The organism is Streptomyces sp. 4N124, assembly GCF_052245395.1.
Taxonomy (GTDB): domain Bacteria; phylum Actinomycetota; class Actinomycetes; order Streptomycetales; family Streptomycetaceae; genus Streptomyces.
This window is the reverse complement of record NZ_JBQQBS010000030.1, coordinates 89,954-115,874: the sequence shown is the minus strand read 5'-3', so window position 1 is coordinate 115,874 and position 25,921 is coordinate 89,954. Positions and strand designations below refer to the sequence as shown.

At 70.8% G+C, this 25,921-nt stretch carries 25 protein-coding genes; 14 read left to right on the top strand and 11 right to left on the bottom strand.

Translation table 11 applies throughout. The annotated features are described in order from the left end of the window. Positions 1-27: 27 nt before the first annotated feature. From ACTWQO_RS27815 to leuA, 8 genes are all read right to left on the bottom strand, one after another. Positions 28-1,248: a hypothetical protein gene (locus ACTWQO_RS27815; RefSeq protein WP_443240100.1), complete on the bottom strand. Its 1,221-nt coding sequence runs from the start codon at positions 1,246-1,248 to the stop codon at positions 28-30. Beyond that, entirely contained in the window at positions 1,245-1,754 is a 510-nt protein-coding gene (locus ACTWQO_RS27810; RefSeq protein ID WP_443240099.1) for a sigma-70 family RNA polymerase sigma factor, read from the bottom strand. Before ACTWQO_RS27810 ends, ACTWQO_RS27815 begins: the two co-directional genes overlap by 4 nt. A gap of 232 nt (positions 1,755-1,986) precedes the next feature. Then, complete coding sequence (locus ACTWQO_RS27805; protein ID WP_443240098.1) at positions 1,987-3,165, bottom strand: sialidase family protein; 1,179 nt, start codon at positions 3,163-3,165, stop codon at positions 1,987-1,989. A gap of 33 nt (positions 3,166-3,198) precedes the next feature. Continuing rightward, positions 3,199-3,864 carry a response regulator transcription factor gene (locus ACTWQO_RS27800; RefSeq protein WP_443240097.1) on the bottom strand — a complete coding sequence of 222 codons (666 nt, stop codon included), beginning with the start codon at positions 3,862-3,864 and terminating at the stop codon, positions 3,199-3,201. Beyond that, on the bottom strand, positions 3,861-5,144 hold the full coding sequence (locus tag ACTWQO_RS27795) for a sensor histidine kinase (RefSeq protein WP_443240102.1): 1,284 nt from the start codon (positions 5,142-5,144) through the stop codon (positions 3,861-3,863). Before ACTWQO_RS27795 ends, ACTWQO_RS27800 begins: the two co-directional genes overlap by 4 nt. Next, complete coding sequence (locus ACTWQO_RS27790) at positions 5,141-7,228, bottom strand: MMPL family transporter (protein WP_443240096.1); 2,088 nt, start codon at positions 7,226-7,228, stop codon at positions 5,141-5,143. Before ACTWQO_RS27790 ends, ACTWQO_RS27795 begins: the two co-directional genes overlap by 4 nt. Before the next feature lie 143 nt (positions 7,229-7,371). Continuing rightward, the gene (locus tag ACTWQO_RS27785; RefSeq protein ID WP_362935334.1) at positions 7,372-8,067 is read right to left on the bottom strand and encodes a tellurite resistance TerB family protein; all 696 of its coding nucleotides are present in this window, start codon (positions 8,065-8,067) and stop codon (positions 7,372-7,374) included. A 208-nt stretch (positions 8,068-8,275) separates the two neighbouring features. Next, the gene (gene leuA / locus ACTWQO_RS27780; RefSeq protein WP_443240095.1) at positions 8,276-9,997 is read right to left on the bottom strand and encodes a 2-isopropylmalate synthase; all 1,722 of its coding nucleotides are present in this window, start codon (positions 9,995-9,997) and stop codon (positions 8,276-8,278) included. Between the two features lie 350 nt (positions 9,998-10,347). Here leuA and ACTWQO_RS27775 point away from each other — a divergent pair, with 350 nt between their 5' ends. The 4 genes from ACTWQO_RS27775 to ACTWQO_RS27760 all read left to right on the top strand — a co-directional run bounded on the left by ACTWQO_RS27775 (position 10,348) and on the right by ACTWQO_RS27760 (position 14,331). After that, the gene (locus tag ACTWQO_RS27775; protein ID WP_443240094.1) at positions 10,348-11,421 is read left to right on the top strand and encodes a M4 family metallopeptidase; all 1,074 of its coding nucleotides are present in this window, start codon (positions 10,348-10,350) and stop codon (positions 11,419-11,421) included. Positions 11,422-11,441: 20 nt separating this feature from the next. Next, the gene (locus tag ACTWQO_RS27770; protein ID WP_301980906.1) at positions 11,442-11,708 is read left to right on the top strand and encodes a protealysin inhibitor emfourin; all 267 of its coding nucleotides are present in this window, start codon (positions 11,442-11,444) and stop codon (positions 11,706-11,708) included. A gap of 68 nt (positions 11,709-11,776) precedes the next feature. Beyond that, a complete protein-coding gene (locus ACTWQO_RS27765; RefSeq protein ID WP_443240093.1) occupies positions 11,777-13,093 on the top strand; it encodes a GH1 family beta-glucosidase in 1,317 nt (438 codons plus the stop codon). Next, a complete protein-coding gene (locus ACTWQO_RS27760; RefSeq protein ID WP_443240092.1) occupies positions 13,090-14,331 on the top strand; it encodes an MFS transporter in 1,242 nt (413 codons plus the stop codon). The genes ACTWQO_RS27765 and ACTWQO_RS27760 overlap by 4 nt, the downstream gene beginning before the upstream one ends. A gap of 82 nt (positions 14,332-14,413) precedes the next feature. Here the strand turns inward: ACTWQO_RS27760 and ACTWQO_RS27755 are convergent, their stop codons facing one another. Further along, entirely contained in the window at positions 14,414-15,268 is an 855-nt protein-coding gene (locus ACTWQO_RS27755) for an NAD-dependent epimerase/dehydratase family protein (RefSeq protein WP_443240091.1), read from the bottom strand. A 132-nt stretch (positions 15,269-15,400) separates the two neighbouring features. Here ACTWQO_RS27755 and ACTWQO_RS27750 point away from each other — a divergent pair, with 132 nt between their 5' ends. The 9 genes from ACTWQO_RS27750 to ACTWQO_RS27710 all read left to right on the top strand — a co-directional run bounded on the left by ACTWQO_RS27750 (position 15,401) and on the right by ACTWQO_RS27710 (position 23,303). Next, positions 15,401-16,249, top strand: coding sequence for a helix-turn-helix transcriptional regulator (locus ACTWQO_RS27750; protein WP_443240090.1), 849 nt, complete (start codon positions 15,401-15,403; stop codon positions 16,247-16,249). 193 nt (positions 16,250-16,442) lie between these two features. Next, a complete protein-coding gene (locus ACTWQO_RS27745) occupies positions 16,443-17,513 on the top strand; it encodes a PhoH family protein (RefSeq protein ID WP_443240089.1) in 1,071 nt (356 codons plus the stop codon). A gap of 13 nt (positions 17,514-17,526) precedes the next feature. Further along, entirely contained in the window at positions 17,527-18,024 is a 498-nt protein-coding gene (gene ybeY / locus ACTWQO_RS27740; RefSeq protein ID WP_443240088.1) for an rRNA maturation RNase YbeY, read from the top strand. Beyond that, a complete protein-coding gene (locus tag ACTWQO_RS27735) occupies positions 18,021-19,319 on the top strand; it encodes a hemolysin family protein (protein ID WP_443240087.1) in 1,299 nt (432 codons plus the stop codon). Before ybeY ends, ACTWQO_RS27735 begins: the two co-directional genes overlap by 4 nt. Continuing rightward, the gene (locus ACTWQO_RS27730) at positions 19,316-19,675 is read left to right on the top strand and encodes an MmcQ/YjbR family DNA-binding protein (RefSeq protein ID WP_443240086.1); all 360 of its coding nucleotides are present in this window, start codon (positions 19,316-19,318) and stop codon (positions 19,673-19,675) included. The genes ACTWQO_RS27735 and ACTWQO_RS27730 overlap by 4 nt, the downstream gene beginning before the upstream one ends. Positions 19,676-19,698: 23 nt before the next feature. Continuing rightward, on the top strand, positions 19,699-20,052 hold the full coding sequence (locus ACTWQO_RS27725; RefSeq protein ID WP_210574471.1) for a cytidine deaminase: 354 nt from the start codon (positions 19,699-19,701) through the stop codon (positions 20,050-20,052). Positions 20,053-20,263: 211 nt separating this feature from the next. Continuing rightward, the gene (locus tag ACTWQO_RS27720) at positions 20,264-20,734 is read left to right on the top strand and encodes a hypothetical protein (protein ID WP_443240085.1); all 471 of its coding nucleotides are present in this window, start codon (positions 20,264-20,266) and stop codon (positions 20,732-20,734) included. Between the two features lie 183 nt (positions 20,735-20,917). Beyond that, the gene (locus ACTWQO_RS27715; protein ID WP_443240084.1) at positions 20,918-22,237 is read left to right on the top strand and encodes a beta-xylosidase; all 1,320 of its coding nucleotides are present in this window, start codon (positions 20,918-20,920) and stop codon (positions 22,235-22,237) included. Between the two features lie 55 nt (positions 22,238-22,292). Beyond that, positions 22,293-23,303 carry a WxL protein peptidoglycan domain-containing protein gene (locus ACTWQO_RS27710; RefSeq protein ID WP_443240083.1) on the top strand — a complete coding sequence of 337 codons (1,011 nt, stop codon included), beginning with the start codon at positions 22,293-22,295 and terminating at the stop codon, positions 23,301-23,303. Here the strand turns inward: ACTWQO_RS27710 and ACTWQO_RS27705 are convergent. Next, positions 23,197-23,535 carry a P-II family nitrogen regulator gene (locus ACTWQO_RS27705; RefSeq protein ID WP_443240082.1) on the bottom strand — a complete coding sequence of 113 codons (339 nt, stop codon included), beginning with the start codon at positions 23,533-23,535 and terminating at the stop codon, positions 23,197-23,199. The two genes, ACTWQO_RS27710 and ACTWQO_RS27705, sit on opposite strands and share 107 nt — an antisense overlap. A 159-nt stretch (positions 23,536-23,694) precedes the next feature. Between ACTWQO_RS27705 and era the strand changes: the two genes are divergently transcribed. After that, entirely contained in the window at positions 23,695-24,645 is a 951-nt protein-coding gene (gene era, locus ACTWQO_RS27700) for a GTPase Era (protein WP_443240081.1), read from the top strand. Between the two features lie 4 nt (positions 24,646-24,649). On the opposite strand, the gene ACTWQO_RS27695 is transcribed toward era, so the two are convergent. Then, positions 24,650-25,762: a carbohydrate kinase family protein gene (locus tag ACTWQO_RS27695; protein ID WP_443240080.1), complete on the bottom strand. Its 1,113-nt coding sequence runs from the start codon at positions 25,760-25,762 to the stop codon at positions 24,650-24,652. Positions 25,763-25,921 lie beyond the last annotated feature (159 nt).

Here is a 25,921-nt window from a genome sequence, read left to right as displayed (position 1 = left end):
GGACGGAGGCCGGCCGAGCGGGCGGGGTCAGCTGTGCGTGGACGTGGTGCCGGGGGCCGGGGCGGCGGGCTCCGGGCGGGGGCCGGGCGTGCGGGAGGCGCCGGGGAGCGGGGCCTCGCCGCTGGTGTGCAGGGAGGTGCCGGACGCGTCAGGCATACCGCGGGACACCCTCGGCGCTTCCCCCGCCTCCTCCTCTTCCTCGAACAGGTCGCGCGCGTGGCGGCCGGACAGCCCGGTCGAGGCCTCGGCGGCCGGGGCGGGCGGCAGGACGGGCGGGATCGAGGGCAGCACCCTGGCCACGGCGCGGCCCAGCGGGCCGCAGCGGGCCAGCAGCGGGGTCCCGGCGACGGCCACCCGGCCGTGCCGGTCGGTCAGCAGCGAGCGGACGTATGCCCGGCCGGGGCCCAGGACCACGGCCCGGACCGTGGGGTCGTCCCCGGGCGGGGCGGCGAACTCCGGGGGCAGCGGGTCCGGCAGTTCGGCCGCGATCAGCACGGGCGCGATACCGAGCCGGGGCGGGGTCTGACGGGCGGTCCGGTAGGCGGACCGCACCGGGGGGCCCGCGTAGTCCCGGTGCACGCCCTCGGCGACGACGACCAGCGGGCTCGGCAGCCGTACGTCGAGCTGCGCGGCGACCGCCTGGACCAGGGCCGTGGCCGCCCGGTCGTTCCCGGTGACGGAGAGCACGGGCGGGCCGACGGCCAGGTCGAGGAAGGCCACCGACCGGTCCGCCTCACCGACGGCGACGATGATCGGGCGGACGTCGGCCGCCTCCGGTGTCACCGAGGGCAGGTCCGCGCGGGCGACGAGCCATCGCTCCGGCTGGTCCGGCTCCGTCCACCACGCCCCGTCGGGGTCGGGCTGCGGGAGTTCGGTCCCGGCGAGGAACACGGCGACCGAGTCGGAGGCCACCAGCACGGCGTACGGCCGGGCCGGCGCGGCGGCCAACCGGGCTGCGGCCAGGGCCCGTTCCGCGTCCCGCCACGTCGCGGGGGCGCCCAACTGCCGTACGAGCAGCCGCAGACTGCTCCGGTGGCGGTACCAGGCCCGCACGGGCGCGGTGAACGCGTAACGCGTGACGGCGACTTCACGGCGCAGCCGCGCCCAGGCCGCGCGCCAGCCACCCCAGCGCATCGCCCACACGCGCAGCAGCAGGAAGACCAGCAGCAGCGCCCCGGCGATGCCGAGCACCCGGTAGATGGTGTCGCTGTGCTGCCGGAAGAAGACAAAGGGATCGGTGTTCCTCATGCCGCCTGGATCTGGTCTCGTAGCGCCAACAGGGCATAGTGGTTACGCGACTTGACGGTCCCCTGCGGGACCCCGATGGTCCGCGCGGCCTGCGCCCGGGTGTGGTCGCGCAAGTGGATGTGGAACAGCACCTCGCGATGCTCGGGCGAGAGTCCCGCCAGGGCCAGCCGGACGACCTGACGGTCGGCGACGCTGTCGGCCAGGTCGCCGACAGTGTCCGGCCGGTGCATCATGTCGTCCGGAATCACGCCGACCGGGACGGTCCGGTCGCGTCGGCGGGCATCGACCGCAAGATTGCGGGCGACGCGGTAGAGCCAGGCGATCCGGCGGTCTTCGTCGTACCGGTCGAGGTCGGCGGCCGCGAGCCAGGCCCTCAACATCGTCTCCTGCACGATGTCCTCGGCGCGGTGCCGGTCTCCGGAGGTGAGTCGGTACGCGTGGCGGAGCAGGCGGGACCGGTAGCGCTCAGCGGTTGGGGGAGAGCCGGGTAATTGAGCGTGAGACATGGTTTGGCTCCAACGACGCTCTCTGTGAGGCGACATGGGGGCACCGGGCCCACTGGGGGCCGTGGTGGAACTCCGAGGCTATTGACATCCTGCGGATTTTTCCTGTGTCAGCTTTTGCCCAATAACGACAAAAGAGAGCAGAGTCACCTCAGATATAGCTCAGAGTTCTCCCTCCAATGGGCAACAGCAACAGGCAAGTTGCCCAATCAGGAAGGAATGCCGTGACCTTCAGTCAGAGCCCGCCGACCGGAAGCCGGCGGAACTCGATCGTCTCGTACGTCCCCTTCGTCCCCGTCTCGTACAGGATTCCGACCGTGTCCCGGTTCACCTGCACCAGGTCGGAGTAGGCGGCCCGGCGCCCGTCCAGGGTGCGGACCTTCTTGAACGTCTTTCCGGCGTCCTTGCTGCGCCAGATCGCCATGGACCGCCGGGCGGTGGGCACGGACGGGCCGGAGAACAGCAGCGGGCCCGACTGGACCTGGAGGACGCTGGCCTCCACCACGGGCACGTCATTGAGGGTGGGCTGCACCCGGTAGGGGCGGTCCAGCTTCCGCGCGCCGCTGCTCGAATGGCTGTCGAGCCGGTTGCCGGTGCTCGTGCCGTTGTGGTCACGGGAGTTGAAGTAGAGGCGGCCGTCGGGGAGCTGGGTGGCGGTGGATTCGTTGGCGTTGTTGTAGCCGTTGTAGGTCGTGTCGACGAAGCCCAGGTTCCAGGTCTGGCCGCCGTTGTCGCTGTAGAGGGCGTGGCCGCCGTAGTACTTGGGCTCCTGGCCGGTGTCGGCGGAGCCGGCGGGCGGGGCCGTTGAGTGGTTGGCCGGGACCACCAGGCGTCCGGCGTGCGGGCCGCGGGTCAGGGCGACGGCGTGGCCAGGGCCGGTCGCGTACCAGCGCCAGTTCCGCGGCTTGACGCGGGTGGTGATGTCGCGCGGGGACGTGAAGCTGAGGCCGTCGTCCCAGCTGCGCTGCACGAACACCCGGCGGCTCTGCTGGGGCGTGACCTCGCCGCGCATGATCTGACCCTCCGTCACGTTCCCGCTGTTGTAGGAGGTGACCAGGATGACCGCCTGGGCGCGCGGGTCGTACACGGGTGCCGGGTTGCCCCGGGTGTTCCCACCGCCGGCCGCGACGACCCGGAGCGGGCCCCAGGTGCAGCCGCCGTCGCCGGAGCGGCGCAGGACGACATCGATGTTGCCGGTGTCGCCGGCGCCGTCGCGCCGGCCCTCGGCGAAGGCGAGGATCGTGCCCTCGCCGGTCCTGACGGTGGCGGGGATGCGGTAGGTGTCGTAGCCGCCCTTTCCGGAGACGTACGGCAGTGAGGTGGTGCAGGCGGCTGCCGAGGCGGTGGCCGTGGGAGCGGCCAGGGGACTGAGGAGTACGGCGGTGACGAGGAGGGTGCGGATCAGGAGTCTCATCCCTCTCCCTGACGGATCGTCGGATGCTGTCCGTCACATGGTCCCCGGTCTGACCATCCCCGACTCGTACGCCACGATGACCAATTGCGCCCGGTCCCTCGCCCCCAGCTTCCCCATGATCCGGCTGACGTGCGTCTTCGCCGTCAGCGGGCTCAGGCCCAACGCCTCGGCGATCTCGGTGTTGTTGAGCCCGCGCGCCACCAGGGTGAGCACCTGGCGCTCCCGTTCGGACAGGCATTCGGGCCCGCCCGCCGCCGGTGGAGCCGAAGGGCTGCGCAGAAGTCGCTCGATCAGCCGTGCCGTCGGCCCCGGTGACAGCAGCGCCTCCCCGGCCGCCACCGTACGGATCGCGTCCAGCAGTTCGGCCGGACGGGTGTCCTTCACCAGGAACCCGGAGGCGCCGGCCCGCAGCGCGTCGATGATGTGCTCGTCGGTGTCGTAGGTGGTGAGGACGAGAACCTTGACGCCGGCCAGGTCCTCGTCGGCGGCGATCTGGCGTGTCGCCTCGATGCCGTCCAGGTCGGGCATGCGGATGTCCATCACGACGAGGTCGGCGCGTTCGCTGCGGGCCAGCCGCACGGCCTCGCGGCCGGTGCCCGCCTGGCCGACGACCTCCATGTCCGGGGCCGACTCGATGAGCATGGCGAACGCGGCGCGCACGAGGGTCTGGTCGTCCGCCAGCAGCACTCGGATGGTCATCGGGTCCCTTCCATCACGTCCATGGGCAGTACGGCGGCCACCTCGAAGCCGCCCTGCGCACGCGGCCCGGCGACGAGGGTGCCGCCCACACTGCGGGCCCGCTCGCGCATGCCGACCAGCCCGAAGCCGGGCCGCGCCGCATCCCTGGCTCCGGTGCCGTCGTCGGTGACCGTGAGGTGCAGGGCACCGTCCCGCTCGCGCAGGTCGACGCGGACGGACGGTTCGGGTCCCGCGTGCCGTACGGCGTTGGTCAGCGCCTCCTGGACGATGCGGTAGGCGGCGGCGCCGACGGCTGGCGGGGCGTGCCGTATCCGTACCGTCTGCTCCACGCGCGCGCCCGCGAGCCGGGCGGTCTCCACGAGGTCGCGCAGTCCGTCCAGGCCGGGCAGCGCGCCACGCGCGTCGGGCGAGCCGTGCTCCCGCAGCACCTCCAGCGTCGTACGCACCTCGCCGCGTGCCGTCCGGCACGTCTCGGCGATGTCGTCGAGGGCCTTGGCGACCGTCTCCCGGTCCAGGCGCTCGGGGTCGGCGGCGAGGACGTGCGCGGCGACGGAGGTCTGCACGCCGATGAGGGTGATGCTGTGCGCGAGCAGGTCGTGCAGGTCACGGGCGATCCGGAGGCGCTCCTCGGCGACCCGGCGGCGGGCCTCCTCCTCCCGGGTGCGTTCGGCGCGTACCGCGCGTTCGACGATGGCGGCGACGTACTGGCGGTAGTAGCGGACGTCGATGCCGATGAAGAGGACGGCGACGACCCAGCCGGAGATCCGCAGGAGCTCCACCACCCCGTCGGGGTTGGTGAGGGCGTTCATGATCAGCGTCACGCCGAGGACCGTGGTGCCGGTGAGCAGCGTACGGCGCACCGTGCCGGTCGCCGCGATCGTGTACAGCACCACCATGGTCGCCGGAATGGGCGCGGTGTGGTTGTTGTCGAGGGCGTGGTACGGAGCGATGCAGGCCAGCGCCACGAGCAGCACCGGCACGGGGTGGCGGCGCCGCCACACGAGCGGCACATGCGCGGCGAGCAACAGGGTCCAGCCGAGCGCGTCGGGCCGCAGCCCGTCGTTGACGAGCAGGGCGAGGGCCGTGGCGACGACGGCGAGCGCCCCGGCCAGCAGCGCGTCGTTGCGCATGCCGTGCGGGGCGGTGCGGGGGTCGCGGTTGATCGCCGCCATGACCCGCTCGCCGAGGCGGGGAGATGCCGTGGTGGTGGATGTCTGCACAGGGTCATCTTCCGTGCGGAGGGCGCCCCTCCGGGAGGGAGGGGCGCCTGTTCGGGTCAGTGGGCGGACGCGGTCACCAGCTCGGGTTCCTTCGGCGGCATTGGTGGTTCGGGCTCGCGGGAGAGGCGGCCCGGCCACCACACCCTGCGGCGCAGCGCGACGCTCGCGCTGGTGACCAGGTAGGTGCGGACGAGGAAGGTGTCGAGCAGGACGCCCACCGCGATGACGAAGCCCAGCTCGACGAGTTGGACGAGCGGCATGTTGATGAGCACCGCGAAGGTGGCCGCGAGGACCAGTCCCGCGGAGGCGATGACCCCGCCCGTCGTCCGCAGCGCGGTGAGGGCGGCCGCCACGGGCTCGGCGCCCTTCAACGCCTCCTCCCGCATCCGGTGCATCAGGAAGATGCCGTAGTCGACACCGAGGGCGACGAGGAACACGAAGGACAGCAGCCCGAGTCCGGGGTCGGTGCCCTCGAAGCCGAACACCGGCCCGAAGACCAGCCCGCCGATGCCGAGCGCCGCCCCCCACACCGCGACCACGGCGGCCACCAGCAGCAGCGGCGCGACGATGCTGCGCAGCAGCGCGATCAGGATCAGCAGTACGGAGGCGAGGACGAGCGGCACGACGACCTTCGTGTCGCTCGCATTGGTGTCCTTCAGGTCGATCTGCTCGGCGCTCACTCCGCCGACGTAGGAGCCGTCGAGCCGGTCGCGCAGATCCTCGATGGTGCGGGTCTCGCCCGGGGACTGTGGCGGGGCGGCGGCGAGTACGGAGATCTCGGTCCAGCCGTCGCCGCTGCGACCGCGTTCGGCGCTCTCCACGCCGCCCGTGTCGCGGATGTCGGCCAGGGCGGCGTCGGCCCGGTCGGTGGGCGCGATGACGCTGATGGGCTGCGTGCCCTGCTCGGGGTAGGCCTTGGCCAGGGTCTCCATGGCGGCCACGGCTTCGGGCTTGTTGGTGAAGGAGTCCTCCTGCTTGATGGTGCCGGGCAGGTTCAGCGTGCCCAGCGCGAGCGCCCCGAGCAGGACGGCGCCACCGGCGAGCACGGTCAGCGGGCGTCGCCCGGCGGAGCTGCCCATCGCGGAGAACAGCGACCGGCGGACTTTGGGTGTACTGCCGTAGCGCGGCACCAGCGGCCAGAACACCCGCCGGCCCAGCAGCACCAGCAGCGCGGGCAGCAGGGTCAGCATGGCCACCAGCGCGCACAGCACGCCGAGGGCGCCGAGCGGGCCCATGCCCCGGCTGGAGTTGAGGTCGGCGGCGAGCAGGCACAGCAGTCCGGCGGCGACGGTGCCCGAGGAGGCGAGCACGGCGGGCCCGCAGCCGCGCAGGGCGGTGACCATGGCGTCGTACGGCCGCTCGATGCGCCGCAGTTCCTCCCGGTACCGGGAGACGAGCAGCAACGCGTAGTCGGTCCCCGCGCCGATCACGAGGATCGTCATGATGCCGGAACTCTGGCCGGACACGGACGTCCCGAACCACTGGTTGAGCCCGTAGGCGAGGCCCATCGACAGATAGTCGGCCAAACCGGCGACGAAGAGCGGCAGCAGCCACAGGAACGGGCTGCGGTAGATGATGATCAGCAGCAGCGCGACGACCGCGAGGGCGGTGTAGAGCAGCGGTCCGTCGAGCGAGTCGTAGACCTCGGAGGCGTCCGTGTCGAGCGCCTCCGGACCGCCGACGTCGACGCTCAGCCCGTCGCCGCCCTGCGCGATGTCCCGTACATCGATGACCATCTCCTCCCGGGCCTTCTCGTCCATGCCGGGCTCGGTGCTGGCCACCGGGTAGATCAGGGTGGTGCCGTCCCGGGACGGCACTCCGGCCGGTTCCTCGGTCAGGGTGTGCGCGTCGGCGATCCGGTCGATCTGGCCGGCGGCGGTGGCCTTGTCGGCGGCGGTCAGTCCGCCGTCGCGGTGGTAGACGACGACCATTTCGGTGGCCTCACCACCGGGCAGCCGCTCCTCGATCTTGGCGGCCTGGGTGGAGTCGGCGCTGGCCGGCAGATAGTCGACGGCACGGTCACGCTGGACGTCGCCGAGTTTCGAGGCGAACGGCGAGGCGATCGCCAGTACGGCGATCCACAGCCCGAGCACCAGCCAGGGCACGGCTCGCCGCCGCCGTACGGATGTCTTTGCGGCCCCCATATGACGGGCCTCCCTCCGGTCGGGGTGTCTGGGTCGTTCTCCAGACTCCCGGCGGGAGGAGGGTGATTCGTCGCGCGTGAGGGCGAGTTGAGGGGTACTGCCAGGGGCGGCACACAGGCCGCGTTACTCCCCGGGGAGTACGGCTACGACGGTGTACGCGCCGCCGCCAGCAACCGGCTCACATCGTCCCCGCAGATCGTGAGCGCCGCCCCCACCGTGCTGAGCACATCCCGCTCGGCCGGGGTGTACGGCCCGTCCGCGAGGGCGATCCGCGCGCCCTGCAGCAGGATCGACTCCCGGCCCGCCGCGGCGAGGTGCGGGGCCAGCGGATCGAGGGCCTCGTGCAGCTCTATGGCCAGACCCGCCCCGCACGGCTCGCCGTAGACCCGGCCGGTGTCCGCGGCCAGCGCCTCCACGAGAGCGTTCAGCTGGTCCTCCGTGCAGTCGTCGAACCCGGCGGCACGCACCTCGGTCGCCGCCGCCTCCAGGGACGTACGACTGCACGTGCCACCCGCGGCGAGGACCGCGAGGGCGACGGTGTGCACGGCGTCGCGGAGCATCGCGGAGAACCGCGTGGTCGTCGGGTGATCCAGCACATCCGTGCCGAAGTGCCGACGGCAGGCCGCACACTCCACGACCGGCCCCGACTCACCCCGCGGCAGCACCGGCACACCCAGCATCGTGAACCGGCGACGCCCGGTCAGCCGCTGATAATTCCGGTCTCCCCCACACCCCGGACAGAAGAACTCACCGTCCCCGACGGCACTCCACGAGGTACGGGTGCCCAGAATGCGCGCACGCCTGGCAGCACGGCCGTCTCGTCCCCGTCCTGGCAGCACGTCGCACCTCCGTAACCCCACGGCAACATCGCCGCGCTCGCGTGATGTTAGCCACATTGTTGAGGCAGAGTCAGTACCCCGGACGAGACCTACCCGTGACCTGCACAGGGATTGGCCGGAAAACGACAGACCCCGCGCCCCAAAGGGGCGCGGGGAACTGCGCGACAAGCCACAACGGCGCGTCAGCCGATCCGACAACAGCAAGCCGTCAACGACCCGCCCGGTTGACCGCGGAGACAACCGCCTTCAGCGACGCCCGCGTCGTATTCGCATCGATGCCAATGCCCCACAGCACCTTGTCCTCAATCGCGACCTCGATGTACGACGCGGCCTGCGCGGACGCCCCCTCGCTCATCGTGTGCTCCTGATAGTCCAGCAGCCGCGCATCGACGCCGATGCCCTGCAGCGCATGGAAGAAGGCCGAGATCGGACCGTTGCCCGTGCCGACCAGCGTCGTCTCGACGCCGTCCACCTCCGCCTCGACATGGAGCGTGTCCACACCGTCCGTGTCGGTCGTCGACTGGCCGTTCTTGACCTGGATCCGACCCCACGGATTCCCGGGGTTCGGCAGGTACTCGTCCTGGAAGACCGTCCAGATGTCCTTCGGCGTGACCTCGCCGCCCTCGGCGTCCGTCTTCGCCTGGATGATCTTCGAGAACTCGATCTGCATCCGGCGCGGCAGGTCCAGCTTGTGCTCGTTCTTCAGGACGTACGCCACCCCGCCCTTGCCGGACTGCGAGTTGACGCGGATGACCGCCTCGTACGACCGCCCGACGTCCTTCGGGTCGATCGGCAGGTACGGCACGGCCCACTCGATGTCATCGACGGTGACACCCTTCGCCGCCGCGTCGGCCTCCATCGCGTCGAAGCCCTTCTTGATGGCGTCCTGGTGGGAGCCGGAGAAGGACGTGTAGACCAGGTCGCCCACGTACGGGTGGCGCGGGTGGACCTCCATCTGGTTGCAGTACTCCCACGTACGACGGATCTCGTCGATGTCGGAGAAGTCGATCTGCGGGTCGACGCCCTGCGAGAACAGGTTCATGCCCAGGGTGACCAGGTCGACGTTGCCGGTGCGCTCGCCCTGTCCGAACAGGCAGCCCTCGACGCGGTCGGCGCCGGCCATCAGCGCCAGCTCGGCCGCCGCCACCGCCGTACCGCGGTCGTTGTGCGGGTGGATCGACAGGCAGACGTGCTCACGGCGGGAGAGGTTGCGGCCCATCCACTCGAAGCGGTCCGCGTGCGTGGACGGCGTGGAGCGCTCCACGGTCGCGGGCAGGTTGAGGATGATCTCGCGCCCCGGACCGGGCTGCCACACATCCATCACCGCCTCGCAGACCTCCAGCGCGAAGTCCAGCTCGGTGTCGGTGAAGATCTCCGGGCTGTACTGGTACCCGAACTCGGTCTCCGGCCCCAGCAGCTTCTCCGCGTACTCCATCACCAGCCGCGTACCGTCGACGGCGATCTGCTTGATGTCGTCCTTGGAGCCACGGAAGACGACCCGCCGGAAGACCGGGGCGGTGGCGTTGTAGAGGTGCACGGTCGCGCGCTTGGCGCCCTTGATGGACTCCACCGTCCGCTCGATCAGGTCCTCGCGGGCCTGGGTCAGTACGGAGATGGTGACATCGTCGGGGATCGCCCCCTCTTCCTCGACGATGGAGCGCACGAAGTCGAAGTCGGTCTGACCGGAGGCCGGGAAGCCGACCTCGATCTCCTTGTAGCCCATCTTGACCAGCAGGTCGAACATCGCGCGCTTGCGCACGGGCGACATGGGGTCGATCAGCGCCTGGTTGCCGTCACGCAGGTCGGTGGAGAGCCAGCGGGGGGCGGTGGTGATCCGCTTCTCGGGCCAGGTGCGGTCGGCGATGTCGACCTGCTCGTACCGGCCGTACTTCTGAATCGGCATAGAACTGGGCTGCTGGCGATTTGCCATGGTGCGGGGCTCCTCAGGATGTCCGGAAAGGACGGCCGACGACGCAACACCAAGCTCCGCGGGGAGGGAGTCGACCTGTACTACAGGCCCTCGCCGCGGCAGCTAAGGAGGAGCAGCCCGAAACGCATGATGCGCAGCATGCTAGCGGACCGTTCCCGAATGCACGGGGCTGTATCAGTATGCGGGACTGCAACGCGCGCCCAAGGGGCGCGGGGAACTGCGCGATCAGCCACACACGGCCTGCAGCCAATAACACAGCGCAACCAGCCCACGCCCCAAACATCCCCACATTTCACCAATCAAGGTCGCCGATAGTGACACCGGCATCACGGAGTGCAAGTGTGCGGACCATGACGACAAACGGGGGCTACACGCCCGTCTTCTGCACCGTCGTACCACCCCACATCCTCGACAAGCTCGCCCAGGCCGAGGACCCCGCGCTGGCCGGCCCCGCTCGCAGGACCCTCGAGCGCGACGCCTACCAGCGCACCCACCGCCGCCTGACCACAGTCCTCGGCGCACCCACCGTCGCCCCACCCGCCGAAGCCGCCGCAGGCAAACCGCACCGCACGATCTACGACGCCGAGCACAAGACCGACCTGCCCGGCAAGAAGGTCCGCGGCGAGGGCGACGAGCCCGGCAAGGACGCCACCGTCAACCGCGCCTACGCCGGCCTGGGCGCGACGTTCGAGCTGTTCCTGAAGGCGTACGGGCGCGACTCGATCGACGGCGACGGACTGCCGCTCGACGCGACCGTGCACTACGACGAGGACTACGGCAACGCCTTCTGGAACGGCGAGCAGATGGTGTTCGGTGACGGCGACAGCGAGGTCTTCCTCGACTTCACCATCCCGATCGACGTCATCGGCCACGAGCTGGCGCACGGCGTCACCCAGTACACGGCGAACCTGACCTACTTCGGCCAGCCGGGCGCCCTGAACGAGTCGATGTCCGACGTCTTCGGCTCGCTGATCAAGCAGTACACCCTCGGCCAGACCGCCGCCGAGGCCGACTGGCTGATCGGCGCGGGCCTGCTCGCCCCGCGCGTGACCGGCAAGGCGCTGCGCTCCATGAAGGAGCCGGGCACGGCGTACGACGACGACGTCCTCGGCAAGGACCCGCAGCCCGGCACGATGGACGACTACGTCCGCACCGGCCGCGACAACGGCGGCGTGCACATCAACTCGGGCATCCCCAACCACGCCTTCTACCTCGCCGCGACCACGCTCGGCGGTCACGCCTGGGAGCGGGCCGGGCAGATCTGGTACGACGTGCTGACCGGGGGCGAGCTGAAGGAACAGGCCCTCTTCGTCGACTTCGCCACGCTGACGGTCGCTGCCGCGAAGGCACGGTACGGCGACAGCAGCGAGGAGCTTCAGGCCGTACTCAAGGCCTGGGAGCAGGTCGGGGTGCGCACCCTCTAGTTCCGTACTAGACAGGACCCATGCGTATTCAGGTGCGGCGCACGGGTGGATTCGCGGGCATCGAGCGGCACGCCGAGGTGGAGACCTCGGGGCGGCCCGATGCCCAGGAGTGGCACTCCCTGGCCGAGAGCGCGGTCGCGTCCGGCCGGGGCGTGCCCCCCGTCGGGGTTCCGGACGGCTTCAGCTACCAGATCACCGTGGACGGCAAGACGGTGTACTGCTCGGACCCCCGGCTGACGGAGGAGCAGCGGAAACTGATCTCCAGGGTGCTCAAGGAAGGCGCGTAGCCGGTCGGGGAACGACGCGTAACTGCTTGTTCACGCCTGCCCGTTGACTTCCGTTACCGGCGGTACGGATGATCCGGCGCATGGCGACTGACCCGATACCGCAGTTCCCCTCCGGCTTCCTGTGGGGCGTCTCGACGTCCGCCCACCAGATCGAGGGCGCGGCCGACCAACGCGAACCCTCAATCTGGGACGCCTTCACGGCCGAGCCGGGACGGGTGAAGGACGGCTCGACGGCGGCGGTGGCCTGCGACCACTACCACCGCTACCGCGAGGACGTGGCGCTCCTGGCCGGGCTGGGGGTGGACGCGTACCGCTTCTCGATCTCGTGGCCGCGGGTCCGGTCCGACGGCGGAATGGACTTCTACGACCGTCTGGTCGACGAGCTGTGCGCGGCGGGCGTGCGTCCCGTCCCGACCCTCTTCCACTGGGACCTGCCGGTGTCCCTCGACTGGCTGAAGCGGGACACGGCTTCGCACTTCGCGGAGTACGTGTCGACGGTGGCCGGCCGCCTGGGCGACCGCGTCTCGAAGTGGATCACCCTCAACGAGCCCGCCGAACACACCCTGTTCGGCCACGCGCTCGGCGCCCACGCACCGGGCAAGCAGCTGATGTTCGACGCTCTTCCGGCCGCCCACCACCAGCTCCTGGCCCACGGCCTGGCCGTACAGGCACTGCGCGCCTCCGGCGCCACCGACATCGGCATCGCCAACTCGCACGGCCCGACCTGGCCGGCCTCCCGCGACCAGGCGGACGTGGAGGCGGCCGACTTCTACGACCTCCTGCTCAATCGCCTCTTCGCCGACCCCGTCCTGCGCGGCGAGTACCCCGAGGGAATCAGCGAGTTGATGCCAGGGGACGTCCCGGCCGACCTCAAGGTCATCGGTGAACCGCTGGACTTCTACGGCGTCAACTACTACTCGCCGACACGGGTGGGCGCCCCGCAGGGCACCGACATCGAGTTCGGCGGGCTGACGATCCCCGCCGAACTCCCCTTCTCCGTCCACGAGATCGACGGCGTCCCGGTCACCGACTTCGGCTGGCCGGTGGTCCCGGAGGGCCTGACCGAACTGCTCACCGGCTTCCACGAGCGCTACGGCGACCGGCTCCCACCCGTCGTCATCACCGAGAACGGCTGCTCGTACGAGGGGATCGACGACCAGGACCGGATCGCCTACCTGGACGCTCATGTGCGCGCGCTGCACCGGGCGGTGGAGGCGGGCGTGGACGTACGCGGCTACTTCGTGTGGTCGCTGCTGGACAACTTCGAGTGGGCGGAGGGGTACGCGCGCCGCTTCGGGCTGGTCCACGTGGACTTCGAGACCCTCACCAGGACCCCGAAGGCGTCGTACGCCTGGTTCCGGGATGTGCTGCGGGCCCAGAGATGACCGGGGTCGCCCTCGCGGAGCCCGTCGAGCGGGTCGGCCGCGGCTGGACGTCCGCCCTGTCACTGGCCAACGTGGCGATCTGGGTGGGCTGGTACGGCCCGCTGCAGATCCTGCTGGCCCGGCAGGCGGAGGACTTCGCGCCCGGCACGGGCATGTCGAAGGAGACGCTGCTCGCGTGGGTGACGGGCGTGGGCGCGGTGGTGTCGCTCGCGGCCAACCCGTTCTTCGGCGCGCTGTCGGACCGGACCACGGCCCGCTGGGGCCGCCGTACACCGTGGATCGTGGCCGGCGCGGCGGGCGGTGCGCTGTCGTTGCTGCTGCTCGCGGGCGCGGGCGGGCTGTGGACGATGGCGGTGGGCTGGTGCCTGGTCCAGCTGACCCTGAACGCGGCCTTCGCGGCGGTCACGGCAGCGGTGCCGGACCGGGTGCCGCGGCTGCAACGGGGGTCGGTGGGCGGGTGGTTGGGGGCGGCGCAGATCCTGGGGGCGGTGGTCGGGACAGGGCTGGCGACGGCGGCGGGCGGGATCGCGGCCGGGTACGCGGCGTGCGCGCTTTTCTCTCTGGCGGGTGTGCTGCCGTACGTCCTGCGATACGGGGATCTCAGGCTGCCGGTCGCGGACCGGCCGACGTGGTCCGCGAGCGCCTTCCTCAGGGGCTTCTGGCTGAGCCCGCGCCGCTACCCGGACTTCGGCTGGGCCTGGCTGACCCGCTTCCTGATCAACCTCAGCAACGCCCTCGTGATCCTCTACCTGCTCTACTACCTGCGGGACCGCCTGCACCACGACGACCCCGAGTCCGGCGTCCTGATCCTCACCGCCGTGAACAGCGTGACACTGCTGGCCACGGTCGTCGTGGGCGGCGCCTGGTCGGACCGCGTGGGCCGCCGCAAGCCCTTCGTGCGCTGGTCCGGGGTACTGATGGCCGCGGCCACGGCCCTACTGGCCGCCTGGCAGACCTGGCCGAGCGCAATCGTCGTGGCGGCCCTGCTGGGCGTGGGCCTCGGGGTGTTCATGTCCGTCGACTTCGCGCTGATGACGGACGTCCTGCCAGAGGCACGGGACCGGGGCAAGGACCTCGGCGTCATCAACGTCGCCAACGCCCTGCCCCAGGTCGCGGCGCCCGCCCTGGCCGCCCCGATCGTGACGCACCTGGGCGGGTACCGGGTGCTGTACGCGGTGGCGGCGGGGGTGGGGTTGGCGGGGGCGGTGCTGGTTGGACGTATCAAGGGCGTGGACTAGAGCGCCCCGACAGGGGCGCGGGGAACTGCGCGACCGGCCACAACAGACCCGCAGCCGCCCAGCCACCCATCGAGGCACCCCGTTAGAGCGCCCCCGCGTCCCGAGCCGCATAGACACTCGGGAACAACGGCCGGTACCCCAGCTCCCGGCGGATCCGTTCCGTGGACATGATCACCAGCCACGGGTCGGGATCAGTGCGGGTGTACAGCTCGGCAGGCACCTCGACGCCGTTGAGCTGGTGCAGCTCGACCGCCGTGACGGGGGCGTCTTCGGCGATGTTGTAGATACGGCCGGCAATCCCCGGCGCGTACAGGATCCGCAGCAGCCCTTGCGCAACGTCCGCGTGATGGCCCATGTGCAACCGCTGGGCCGCCGCCCACGTGCCGGCCCACATCAGGGACTGGGCAAGATGCGGATCGCCCTCGCCGTAGACGAAGGGAAGCCGACCGATACGTACGTCCAAGCCCTCCAGCGCGAGCAACTCCCGCTCGGCCTGCGCCTTGGACTCGGGATAGGCGCCCCACATCGACCCGCCGGGCCGGCTCTCGTCGTCCTCGGTGAGCGGGCGCCCGCGTCCGACGCCGTACACCAGCCCCGTGCTGACCTGCACGAACCGCCGCACACCGGCAGCCTGCGCGGCACGCCCCAGTTCCACGGCCGCATCCCGGTTGACCGCCCACGCCTCCTCGTCCGGCACCCCGCGGAAGGACGCCGCGACGTTCACGACCGCGTCCACCCCGGCGACCGCCTTGCCGAGCACCTCGGCATCCCGCAGGTCGCCGACCACGACCTCGGCGCCCCGCTCGGCGAAGGGCTCGCCCCGCGCCGCGTCACGCACCAGCACCCGCACCCGCTCGCCCGGCCGCGCCTGCGCCAGCAGCCTCGGTACGAAGCGCCGGCCGACCTGCCCCGTCGTACCCGTCACCAGTGTCAACATGATCTGCTCCTCACGAATCGGATGCTCTGCTGCCACCACCCTCGGAGAGACTCACGCCGGCCGGGAGAGACCCGTCGATCAGGGGATCGGCAGTCCCTGGATAACGCGGGCGGAGTGCCGCAGGCTGGATGCGTGAACCGAGCCGAACTCGCGGACTTCCTGCGCCGGGGCCGCGCCCGCCTGACCCCGTCGGACGTGGGCCTGACGCCGGGCGCCCGGCGCCGTACGGCCGGTCTGCGGCGCGAGGAGGTGGCGCAGCTGGCGGGCATGTCGGTGGACTACTACACGCGCCTGGAGCAGTCCCGCGGTCCCCGCCCGTCCCGGCAGATGCTGGCGGCGCTGGCCCGTGCCCTGCGCCTGACCGCCGACGAGCGCGACCATCTGTTCCACCTGGCCGGCGAGGAGCCACCGCGCCGCGAGCCGGCGTCGGCGCACGTCGCGCCCGGCCTGATGCTGATCCTGGACCGGCTGCACGACACACCGGCGCAGGTGGTGACCGACTGTGGCGAGGTGCTGGCCCAGAACACCATGGCGAGGGCGCTGACCCGCGATGTGATGTCCCGCCCCCCGGCCGAGCGCAACCTCCTCCGCCTCTACTTCCTGGACCCTCGGGCGCGGATCCTGTTCCCGGAGGAGGACCGGGCCGAGCACGCACGCGCCCATGTGGCCAATCTGCGTGCGGTGGCCGCCGCCCGTCCCGACGACCCGGAGCCCGCCGCGCTGGTCGCCGAACTGCGTGCGTCGAGCGAGGAGTTCGCGCGTCTGTGGGACGAACACGAGGTGTCGCTGCGCCACCGGGCGACCAAACGTTTCCTGCACCCTCTGGTCGGCCTGCTGGACCTCGACTGCGAGGTCCTGCTCAGCCACGAACACCGCCAGCTCCTGGTCATCCACACCGCCCGCCCGGGCACGGAGTCCCACGAGCGCCTGCAGCTGCTGCGTGTGCTGGGCCTTCAGGACATGTCGGTCGGGCAGCCCTGACCGCACCGGACGGTCACGGAGGGTGAGGCCCATGAACCGGCCCCTGTACCGGGCCATGAACCGGGCCATGAACCGGGCCGATGAAAAGACCTACGGCGATGTCAGTCTCCCGGCGTACCCTTGAAATCGCCAGGCCGCCCTTGTGGCAGGCGAGTCGTATGGAGGAGGACGTGCAGGCCTACAGAGCCGGCCCATGACTCAGACACCCACAGCTCACACCCCTGCGCAGGGGCAGGCACGAGCACAGTTCACCGTCCCCGCCCAGCACCCCATGGTCACCGTCCTGGGATCCGGCGACGCCCTCCTGCGCGTGATCGAGAAGGCCTTCCCGGCGGCCGACATCCACGTCCGGGGCAATGAGATCAGCGCGGTCGGCGACGCCGCAGAAGTCGCCCTCATCCAGCGCCTGTTCGACGAGATGATGCTGGTGCTCCGCACCGGACAGCCGATGACGGAGGACGCAGTGGAACGCTCGATCGCCATGCTCCGGGCGAGTGAGAACGGGGAGAGCGACGGCGAGGAGACCCCCGCCGAAGTCCTCACACAGAACATCCTCTCCTCCCGTGGCCGCACGATCCGCCCCAAGACCCTCAACCAGAAGCGGTACGTCGACGCGATCGACAAGCACACGATCGTCTTCGGCATCGGACCCGCCGGTACCGGCAAGACCTATCTCGCCATGGCCAAGGCGGTGCAGGCCCTGCAGTCCAAGCAGGTCAACCGCATCATCCTGACCAGGCCCGCGGTGGAAGCGGGCGAGCGTCTCGGCTTCCTGCCGGGCACGCTGTACGAGAAGATCGACCCGTATCTGCGCCCGCTGTACGACGCGCTGCACGACATGCTCGACCCCGACTCCATCCCGCGGCTCATGGCGGCGGGCACGATCGAGGTCGCGCCGCTGGCGTACATGCGTGGGCGTACTTTGAACGACGCCTTCATCATCCTGGACGAGGCCCAGAACACGAGCCCCGAGCAGATGAAGATGTTCCTCACCCGCCTCGGCTTCGAATCGAAGATCGTGATCACGGGTGACGTCACGCAGGTCGACCTCCCGGACGGCACCAAGTCCGGTCTGCGCCAGGTCCAGGACATCCTGGACGGCGTCCCGGACGTGCACTTCTCCCGGCTCTCGTCCCACGATGTCGTACGACACAAGCTCGTCGGCCGTATCGTCGACGCGTACGAGGAGTACGACAACAAGCACGGCACCCAGAACGGCTCCCACAAGGGCGGCCGGAGCAGGTCCGGGCACAAGGGGAAGTAGACCGAGCAGCACCATGTCGATCGACGTCAACAACGAGTCAGGAACCGAGGTCGACGAGCAGGCGATCCTCGACATCGCCCGCTACGCGCTCGCGCGGATGCGCATCCACCCGCTCTCCGAGCTCTCGGTGATCGTCGTGGACACCGAAGCCATGGAGCAGCTGCACATCCAGTGGATGGACCTGCCGGGCCCGACGGATGTCATGTCCTTCCCGATGGACGAGCTGCGTCCGCCGGCGAAGGACGAGGACGAGCCGCCGCAGGGCCTGCTCGGCGACATCGTGCTGTGCCCCGAGGTCGCCGAGAAGCAGGGCAAGGAAGCCGAGACGCAGCACTCCATGGACGAGGAGCTCCAGCTCCTGACCGTCCATGGAGTGCTGCACCTGCTCGGCTACGACCACGAGGAAGCGGACGAGAAGGCCGAGATGTTCGGGCTCCAGGCGGCGATCGTGGACGGCTGGCGGGCGGAGAAGGGTCTCACCGGCCCGTCCCCGGCCCCGACCGTGTCATGAGCCTCCCGCTGATCTCCGGCGCCGTCGCCCTGGTCGTCGTCGCCTGGCTCGCCGCGTGCGCGGAGGCCGGTCTCGCCCGAGTCTCCAGCTTCCGCGCCGAGGAGGCCGTCAAGTCCGGCCGCCGCGGCAGCGAGAAACTCGCCCAGGTCGCCGCCGACCCGACCCGCTATCTCAATGTCGCACTGCTGGTGCGCGTGGCCTGCGAGATGGCCGCCGCGGCGATGGTGACGTACGCCTGTCTGAACGAGATCGAGGGCACCACCCGGGCCCTGCTCGCCGCCATCGGCGTCATGGTCCTGGTGTCGTATGTCGCCGTCGGCGTCTCCCCGCGCACCATCGGCCGCCAGCACCCGCTGAACACCGCGACGGCGGCGGCGTACGTCCTGCTGCCGCTCGCCCGGGTGATGGGCCCCATCCCGCCCCTGCTGATCCTCATCGGCAACGCGCTCACCCCCGGCAAGGGCTTCCGCCGCGGCCCCTTCGCCTCCGAGGCGGAGCTGCGTGCGCTGGTCGACCTCGCCGAGAAGGAGTCGCTGATCGAGGACGAGGAGCGCCGCATGGTGCACTCCGTCTTCGAGCTGGGCGACACCCTCGTACGGGAGGTCATGGTCCCGCGCACCGACCTGGTCGTCATCGAGCGCTACAAGACCATCCGGCAGGCCCTGACGCTGGCGCTGCGCTCCGGTTTCTCGCGGATTCCGGTGACCGGCGAGAGCGAGGACGATGTCGTCGGGATCGTGTATCTGAAGGACCTGGCCCGCAAGACACACATCAGCCGGGACGCCGAGTCCGAGCTGGTCTCCACGGCCATGCGGCCCGCCGCCTTCGTGCCCGACACCAAGAACGCCGGCGATCTGCTCCGCGAGATGCAGCAGGACCGCAACCACGTCGCCGTCGTCATCGACGAGTACGGCGGCACGGCCGGCATCGTCACCATCGAGGACATCCTCGAGGAGATCGTCGGCGAGATCACCGACGAGTACGACCGTGAGCTGCCGCCCGTCGAGGAGCTGGGCGAGGACCGCTACCGCGTCACCGCCCGCCTCGACATCGGCGACCTCGGCGACCTGTACGGCCTGGAGGCGTACGACGACGAGGACGTGGAGACCGTCGGCGGGCTGCTGGCGAAGGCGCTGGGCCGCGTACCGATCGCCGGGGCGTCGTCCGTCGTCGAACTCCCCGACGGCCGTGAGCTGCGGCTGACCGCGGAGGCCGCCGCGGGACGCCGGAACAAGATCGTGACCGTGCTGGCGGAGCCGGTGGGGGCCACGAAGGAAGGGGAGGAAGAGGAGTGAGCCCCGAGGAGTTGCGCGGCTTCTGCCTGTCCTTCAACGCGGCGGTGGAGGACTTCCCCTTCGCCCCGGACATCTCGGTCTTCAAGGTCCTGGGCAAGATGTTCGCCCTGAGCTGGCTGGACTCCCGCCCGCTCACCGTCAACCTCAAGTGCGACCCGGAGGACGCCATCCGGCTCCGCGGCGAGTACGAAGGCCTGATCAACCCCGGCTACCACATGAACAAGCGCCACTGGAACACGGTCACTGTGGACGGCGGACTCCCGGACCAGCTGGTCCGGGAACTGATCGAGGACTCCTACGACCTCGTCGTCGCCGGACTTCCGCGCGCCGAACGACTCCGCCTGGACCGGCCCTGACGGCCACTTCGTATGCTCAGGGCATGACCGACAGCAGCGCGCTTGACCCCGAGGACCGCAAGATCGTCACCCTGGCCCGTTCCGCGCGGGCCCGCAACGGTGTGCCCGAGGGGGCGGCCGTACGGGACGACACCGGGCGTACCTATGTCGCCGGGACCGTTGCCCTCGACTCGCTGAAACTGAGCGCGTTGCGGACGGCCGTGGCGATGGCGGTGGCGTCCGGGGCGACGTCGCTGGAGGCGGCGGCCGTGGTCACGGAGGCCGAGTCGGCGTCGGCCGAGGACCGGGCGGCGGTCGCGGATCTGGGCGGTCCGGGGACGCCGGTGCTGGTGGCAGGGCCCGACGGCACGGTACGGATGACTGTGCCCGCAGGCTGAAAACCGCCCTTTTCAGAGTCGTCCGGAATTCAGCCTTGCCGACCCGCGTCCCACACGCATCAATGGGTCCGGTAGTTCCGACGGACCGTCAGATTCATTCCCCCCACCCCCCACCGAGCGTCCCGCACCGCGCGCGTCGACGGCCCCGCCGGGCTCTCCCAATCCATCCCCACATGGCAATTCCCACACAGGGAAGGGAGCCGGATTCCCCATGAAACGCATAGCAACGGGTGCGGCACTGACGGTCGGGGCCCTCGCGGTCGCCGGCCTGGCCTTCGCCCCAGCCGCCCTCGCCGTCACACCGGAGACGGCGACGCTCACCGCCGACTGCGGCAGCTTCGGCGGCGGCGAGGCCACGCTCACGGCCACGCAGGACGGCACCGCGGCGACCATGACCCTCAAGTCGTCCGCCGTCACCGCGCCGATCGCGCTGGGTGAGGACTCGATCCAGTCCACCCTCACCCTCGTGAAGGCGGGCGGCGGCACCACCACGTTCACCGCCACGGAGAACCCGGCCATGGCGGCCGGCGACGACGTCCAGGTCGGTCCGCTTCCCGGGACCGTGGCCTCCGGCGACAGCCTGGAGGCGTTCGGCGGATCGCTGAAGATGACGGTCCTCGGCATCACCATCACCTGCACGGCGACGGGACCGCAGTCGCCGGGTCCGTTCGTGTTCGACTGACGGTCACAGTCATATAGCCGATGGGTCGTCAGTTCCTTGGAGCCACAAGGCAACTGACGATCCATCAGCTGTTTTCGGCATCTCCATTGACTTCTCACGCGATCCCCACATCAATGCCCCAAGCGGGCGCGGGAGTCAGCAGCCGCGACCCGCATCCTCAGCCATAGCTCAGGAGGGGCACCCATGGCTACGAGAGCCCGAAGACACCGCTGGTCATCGCTGATCGGGGCGACCGCGCTCGCGGTCACCGGGGGTGGCGCACTGGCCTGTCCGGCCGAAGCCGCGCCCACGAACGTGGACTTCGCCACGCACTGCATCCCGCCCGACATCGCGGGCATCCCGCCGATCGACGGCACCACCACGGCCAGTGTCGCGGTGGACAACGCCAGTCCGAAGGTCGGCGACACCGTCACCGTCACGTACACGGTCGTCAAGCCGGCCGCCAACAACCCCACCGCCATCGCCCTGCCGGCCGACATCATGACGCCCACCGGCAAGGTCACCCTCGGCGGGGCGCAGACCGGTGACGTGACCGTCGCCGGGCCGAAGAAGAACGACCCGGTGCCGGGCAACGGCCCCTTCCCGTCGTTCTCCATGACCGGCACGTTCCGGGTCACCGCGCCGGGATCGATCACGCTCTCGCCCGGCGACTACAACATCCACACCAGCTACATCCTCGAACTGGACACCCCGTGCACGGTGATCACCCCGCCCGCGCCGGTCTCCGAGACCATCACCGCGACGGACGGCAACCCCACCAACAACCGTGCCATCGCACTGAGTTCGGCCTCCGGCGCCCCGGGCGACAGCGTCACCGTCAGCGGCAGCGACTTCACACCGGGTGCGACGGTCACGCTGGCCGGGCGGTCCGGCTCCACCCAGACCGCGGACAAGGCCACCGTCACCGCCGGAGCGAACGGCTCCTTCAGCGGTTCGCTCGTCGTCAACGACAAGACCACGACCGGTGTGGTGGCGTACGAGGGGAGCGCCTGGAACGCGGAGAAGGGCGCCGGGCCCGCCGCGTACGTCGTCAATGACGACACGCCCGTGCCCGACGGCAGTCAGAAGGTGACGACGACCGTGAAGGCGGGGACGCTGTCCATGTCCCAGGCCGGGGACGCCGTGCAGTTGTCGGCGGTGGACTTCGGCGAGGGCGGGGCCTCCACGGGCGCCCTGCGGACCGTCACCGTCGAGGACTTCCGGGGCGGGCCCGCAGGCTGGTCCCTCACCGGCAAGGTCACCGACTTCACCGGGCCCGGCGCCAAGATCGACGCCGGGAAGCTGAAGTGGACCCCCGCGTGCGCCACCAAGGCGGGCAGCCCGAGCACGTGCCAGACCGGTTCGTCCGGCGTGGTCGGCAGCGCGGGCGCCACCCTGGCGTCCACCCCCAACGGCACGCTCACCGGCGGTGAGTTCACCGTCGACGCCGGGCTCTCCCTGGACGTACCGGCGTTCACGCCTCCGGGCTCGTACGCCGGAGTGCTCACCCTCACGCTCAGCTGACCGCACGGGCGTCCGCACCCGCCCGTTCACCTCATCCACGTGGGGGTCCGCACCCATGCGCAAGCTGTACGTCCTCCTCCTGGGCCTGCTTCTCACCGCCGTCGCCGCACCCGCGCACGCCGCCGACAACGGCAGCTGGTCCGTCTACCCGGCCGCCTCGAAGGTCGCCGCACGCCCGTACTTCTACCTCTCCGCCGATCCCGGGACGACCGTCGAGGACAAGGTCGTCGTCGCCAACAAGACGGGTCGGCCGCTGACCTTCCGGCTGTACGCCGCCGATGCCTACAACACCGCGCGCGACGGCGGGTTCGCGGTGCGGACGGTGAAGGAGAAGCAGCGCGGAATCGGAGCGTGGGCCAGGCCCGCCAAGTCCCGGGTGACCGTCCCCGCGCACGGCAAGGTCACCGTCCCCTTCACGCTCCGCGTGCCCGAAGGCGCCGAACCCGGCGACCACCCGGGCGGGTTGGTCGCGCTCGACGAACGCGTGGACCGGGGCGACGGCTCACTCGCGCTCGGGGTGCAGCGGGCCGTCGCCGCCCGGATCTACCTCCGTGTCGGCGGTCCGACGCTCCCCGCGATCGCCGTCGAGGACGTCCGCGTCACCCACCACCAGCCCCTCGTCCCGGGCCTCGGCGACAGCACGGCGACGATCTCCTACACGCTGCACAACACCGGCAACGTCACCCTGAACCCGAAGGTGGAACTGCGCGCGAAGGGCCTGTTCGGCCGTACGCTGCTGGCCCGCGATCTGTCGCGCGTCCCCACGGAACTGCTGCCCCGCCAGCGCGTCCGCCTCACCGAGCCCTGGCGCGGCGCGCCCCAACTCGACTGGGGCGACGTGACGTTGACGGCGAGTGCGCAGGACACGCGCGAATCGGGCAGCGCGTCGTTCTTCGCGCTGCCGTGGCTGATCGGCGTGGTGCTGCTGGTCGTGGTGGTCGTCGGGGTGGTGCTCGGTGTCAGAGCGCGTCGGGACCGCGCTCGCCGGTCCGCACGCGTACGACCGTCTCCACCGGCAGCACCCACACCTTCCCGTCCCCGATCTTCCCCGTCTGCGCGGCCTTGACGATCGCGTCGACGACGTCGTCCGAGGCGGCGTCCTCGACGACGATCTCGATACGGACCTTCGGCACCAGGTCGACCTGGTACTCGGCGCCGCGGTACACCTCGGTGTGGCCGCGCTGCCGGCCGTAGCCGCTGGCCTCGGTGACGGTCAGACCGTGCACGCCCAGCTCCTGGAGCGCGTTCTTGACCTCGTCGAGGCGGTACGGCTTGACGATCGCGGTGATGAGCTTCATGCCGGGGCTTGACCTTCTGGGCGGAGGGGACGGGGGACGCTCTGACCGGGGCGCCATGGCCCGGGACGCCGCGATCGTATGCGGTCCCGGCGCGCACCGTAAGGGAGGCGGGCGGGCGCTGGTGCGGCGGGGGCTTGTGGATCAGGGAGAATGGGCGCCATGAGCGTGCGTATCCAGTCATCCGAGCCGTCCGAGGCCACCCATCGCGCCGGCTTCGCCTGCTTCGTGGGCCGCCCCAACGCGGGCAAGTCCACCCTTACGAACGCTCTGGTCGGCCAGAAGGTGGCGATCACCGCGAACCAGCCGCAGACGACGCGGCACACGGTGCGGGGCATCGTGCACCGGGAGGACGCCCAGCTGATCCTGGTCGACACCCCTGGGCTGCACAAGCCGCGCACGCTGCTCGGCCAGCGGCTCAACGATGTCGTACGCACCACTTGGGCCGAGGTCGACGTGATCGGCTTCTGTCTGCCGGCGAACGAGAAGCTCGGCCCCGGTGACCGCTTCATCGCCAAGGAGCTGGCCGGGATCAAGAAGACACCGAAGGTCGCCATCGTCACGAAGACGGACCTCGTCGACTCCAAGACCCTGGCCGAGCAGCTGATCGCGATCGACCAGCTCGGCAAGGAGCTCGGCTTCGAGTGGGCGGAGATCGTGCCGGTGTCCGCGGTCAAGGACAAGCAGGTGGACCTGCTGGCCGACCTGCTCGTCCCGCTGCTGCCGGAGGGTCCCGCCCTCTACCCCGAGGGTGACCTCACCGACGAGCCCGAGCAGGTCATGATCGCGGAACTGATCCGCGAGGCCGCACTGGAGGGCGTCCGCGACGAGCTCCCGCACTCCATCGCGGTCGTCGTCGAGGAGATGCTCCCCCGCGAAGACCGCCCCGCCGACAAGCCCCTTCTCGACATCCACGCCTTCGTCTACATCGAGCGCCCCAGCCAGAAGGGCATCATCATCGGCCCGAAGGGCAAGCGCCTGAAGGAGGTCGGCATCAAGAGCCGCAAGCAGATCGAGGCGCTGCTGGGTACTCCGGTGTTCCTGGACCTGCATGTGAAGGTGGCGAAGGACTGGCAGCGGGATCCGAAGCAGCTGCGGAAGCTCGGCTTCTGAGCCTTCAGGCCGACCTGCGGAAGCCGATCGTCGGCACCGCCCGGGCCAACGGCCAAGGGCGGGTCGACGCCTCCGGGACCAGGGACTGAAGGAACGCGTAACGCTGGAGCGCCGCCTGGTCCTGGCCCTCCAGGGACTGCACCTCGCGCCACCAGGTGGCGATCTCGGCCCAGCCGGGGGCCGAGAGGGAGCCGCCGAATTCCTGGACGGAGAGGGCGGCGGTGAGGCCGGCGAAGGCGAGGCGGTCGGCGAGGGGCCACCCGGCCAGGGTGCCGGTGACGAAGCCGGCCACGAAGACGTCCCCGGCACCGGTCGGGTCGAGGGCCTCCACGGCGATCGCGGGCACCTCGGCGGTCTCACCGGTGCGCCGGTCCACGGCGTACGCGCCCTCCTTGCCGAGGGTGACGACGGCGACCGGCACATGCTCGGTGAGGGCGTGGGCGGCGGCGCGCGGGCAGGTGGCTCCGGTGTAGCGCATGGCCTCCTCGGCGTTCGGCAGGAACGCCTCGCAGTACTGGAGGTCGGTCAGCCCCGCCAGGTCCCAGGCACCGGTGTCGTCCCACCCGACGTCGGCGAAGATCCGGGCGCCCTTGCCCGCGGCCTGGGCGACCCAGTGGGCGGGTTTGCCGGGGGTGAGCGAGGCGATGGCGGCACGCGCGCGGGGCGGGCAGTCCGGCGCGGGCTCCTCCGGCGGGGGCTCGTGGCCGTGGGAGACCATCGTGCGCTCCCCTTCGTACGCCATGGAGACGGTGACCGGCGAGTGCCAGCCGGGCACGGTGCGGGCCAGGGAGAGGTCGATGCCCTCGCCGTGCGCCAGGGCGTCCCAGCAGTACTCGCCGTAGTGGTCGTCGCCGAAGGCCGCCGCGAGGGACGTCCTCAGGCCCAGCCGGGCCAGCGCGGTCGCCATGTTGGCCACGCCGCCGGGGCTGGAGCCCATCCCGCGGGCCCAGGACTCGGTGCCCCGCACGGGCGCCGAGTCGAGGCCGGTGAAGATGATGTCGAGGAAGACGGTGCCGGTGAGGTACACGTCCCAGGGCGGGTCGTCGGACCTGCGCAGGGGGCCCAGGGGGTCGACCTGGGCCTGGCAGCGGTGTCCCTCTCCGTTGAACACGATCACGGTGAGCTCCCTGGCATGGTGCGGATCAGGCCAGTGTGCCTCACACCACTGACAGCGCGCCGTCGCTCACCGGCAGCCACCGCCCCGCGTCAGCCCGCCGCACGTCCCGGCCGTACGGTGCGGGCGCCACCCCGGCGCCACCTCGGGCGCGGTCACCGT

Excerpts from the sequence above, each read along its gene's own strand:
- ACTWQO_RS27720 (WP_443240085.1), top strand. The coding sequence starts at position 20,264 with ATGAAACGCATAGCAACGGGTGCGGCACTGACGGTCGGGGCCCTCGCG.
- ybeY (WP_443240088.1), top strand. The coding sequence starts at position 17,527 with ATGTCGATCGACGTCAACAACGAGTCAGGAACCGAGGTCGACGAGCAG.
- ACTWQO_RS27770 (WP_301980906.1), top strand. The coding sequence starts at position 11,442 with ATGCGTATTCAGGTGCGGCGCACGGGTGGATTCGCGGGCATCGAGCGG.
- ACTWQO_RS27790 (WP_443240096.1), bottom strand. The coding sequence starts at position 7,228 with ATGGGGGCCGCAAAGACATCCGTACGGCGGCGGCGAGCCGTGCCCTGG.
- ACTWQO_RS27710 (WP_443240083.1), top strand. The coding sequence starts at position 22,293 with ATGCGCAAGCTGTACGTCCTCCTCCTGGGCCTGCTTCTCACCGCCGTC.
- ACTWQO_RS27715 (WP_443240084.1), top strand. The coding sequence starts at position 20,918 with ATGGCTACGAGAGCCCGAAGACACCGCTGGTCATCGCTGATCGGGGCG.
- ACTWQO_RS27810 (WP_443240099.1), bottom strand. The coding sequence starts at position 1,754 with ATGTCTCACGCTCAATTACCCGGCTCTCCCCCAACCGCTGAGCGCTAC.
- leuA (WP_443240095.1), bottom strand. The coding sequence starts at position 9,997 with ATGGCAAATCGCCAGCAGCCCAGTTCTATGCCGATTCAGAAGTACGGC.
- ACTWQO_RS27735 (WP_443240087.1), top strand. The coding sequence starts at position 18,021 with ATGAGCCTCCCGCTGATCTCCGGCGCCGTCGCCCTGGTCGTCGTCGCC.
- ACTWQO_RS27745 (WP_443240089.1), top strand. The coding sequence starts at position 16,443 with ATGACTCAGACACCCACAGCTCACACCCCTGCGCAGGGGCAGGCACGA.
- ACTWQO_RS27775 (WP_443240094.1), top strand. The coding sequence starts at position 10,348 with ATGACGACAAACGGGGGCTACACGCCCGTCTTCTGCACCGTCGTACCA.
- ACTWQO_RS27725 (WP_210574471.1), top strand. The coding sequence starts at position 19,699 with ATGACCGACAGCAGCGCGCTTGACCCCGAGGACCGCAAGATCGTCACC.
- ACTWQO_RS27760 (WP_443240092.1), top strand. The coding sequence starts at position 13,090 with ATGACCGGGGTCGCCCTCGCGGAGCCCGTCGAGCGGGTCGGCCGCGGC.
- era (WP_443240081.1), top strand. The coding sequence starts at position 23,695 with ATGAGCGTGCGTATCCAGTCATCCGAGCCGTCCGAGGCCACCCATCGC.
- ACTWQO_RS27800 (WP_443240097.1), bottom strand. The coding sequence starts at position 3,864 with ATGACCATCCGAGTGCTGCTGGCGGACGACCAGACCCTCGTGCGCGCC.
- ACTWQO_RS27815 (WP_443240100.1), bottom strand. The coding sequence starts at position 1,248 with ATGAGGAACACCGATCCCTTTGTCTTCTTCCGGCAGCACAGCGACACC.
- ACTWQO_RS27705 (WP_443240082.1), bottom strand. The coding sequence starts at position 23,535 with ATGAAGCTCATCACCGCGATCGTCAAGCCGTACCGCCTCGACGAGGTC.
- ACTWQO_RS27805 (WP_443240098.1), bottom strand. The coding sequence starts at position 3,165 with ATGAGACTCCTGATCCGCACCCTCCTCGTCACCGCCGTACTCCTCAGT.
- ACTWQO_RS27755 (WP_443240091.1), bottom strand. The coding sequence starts at position 15,268 with ATGTTGACACTGGTGACGGGTACGACGGGGCAGGTCGGCCGGCGCTTC.
- ACTWQO_RS27765 (WP_443240093.1), top strand. The coding sequence starts at position 11,777 with ATGATCCGGCGCATGGCGACTGACCCGATACCGCAGTTCCCCTCCGGC.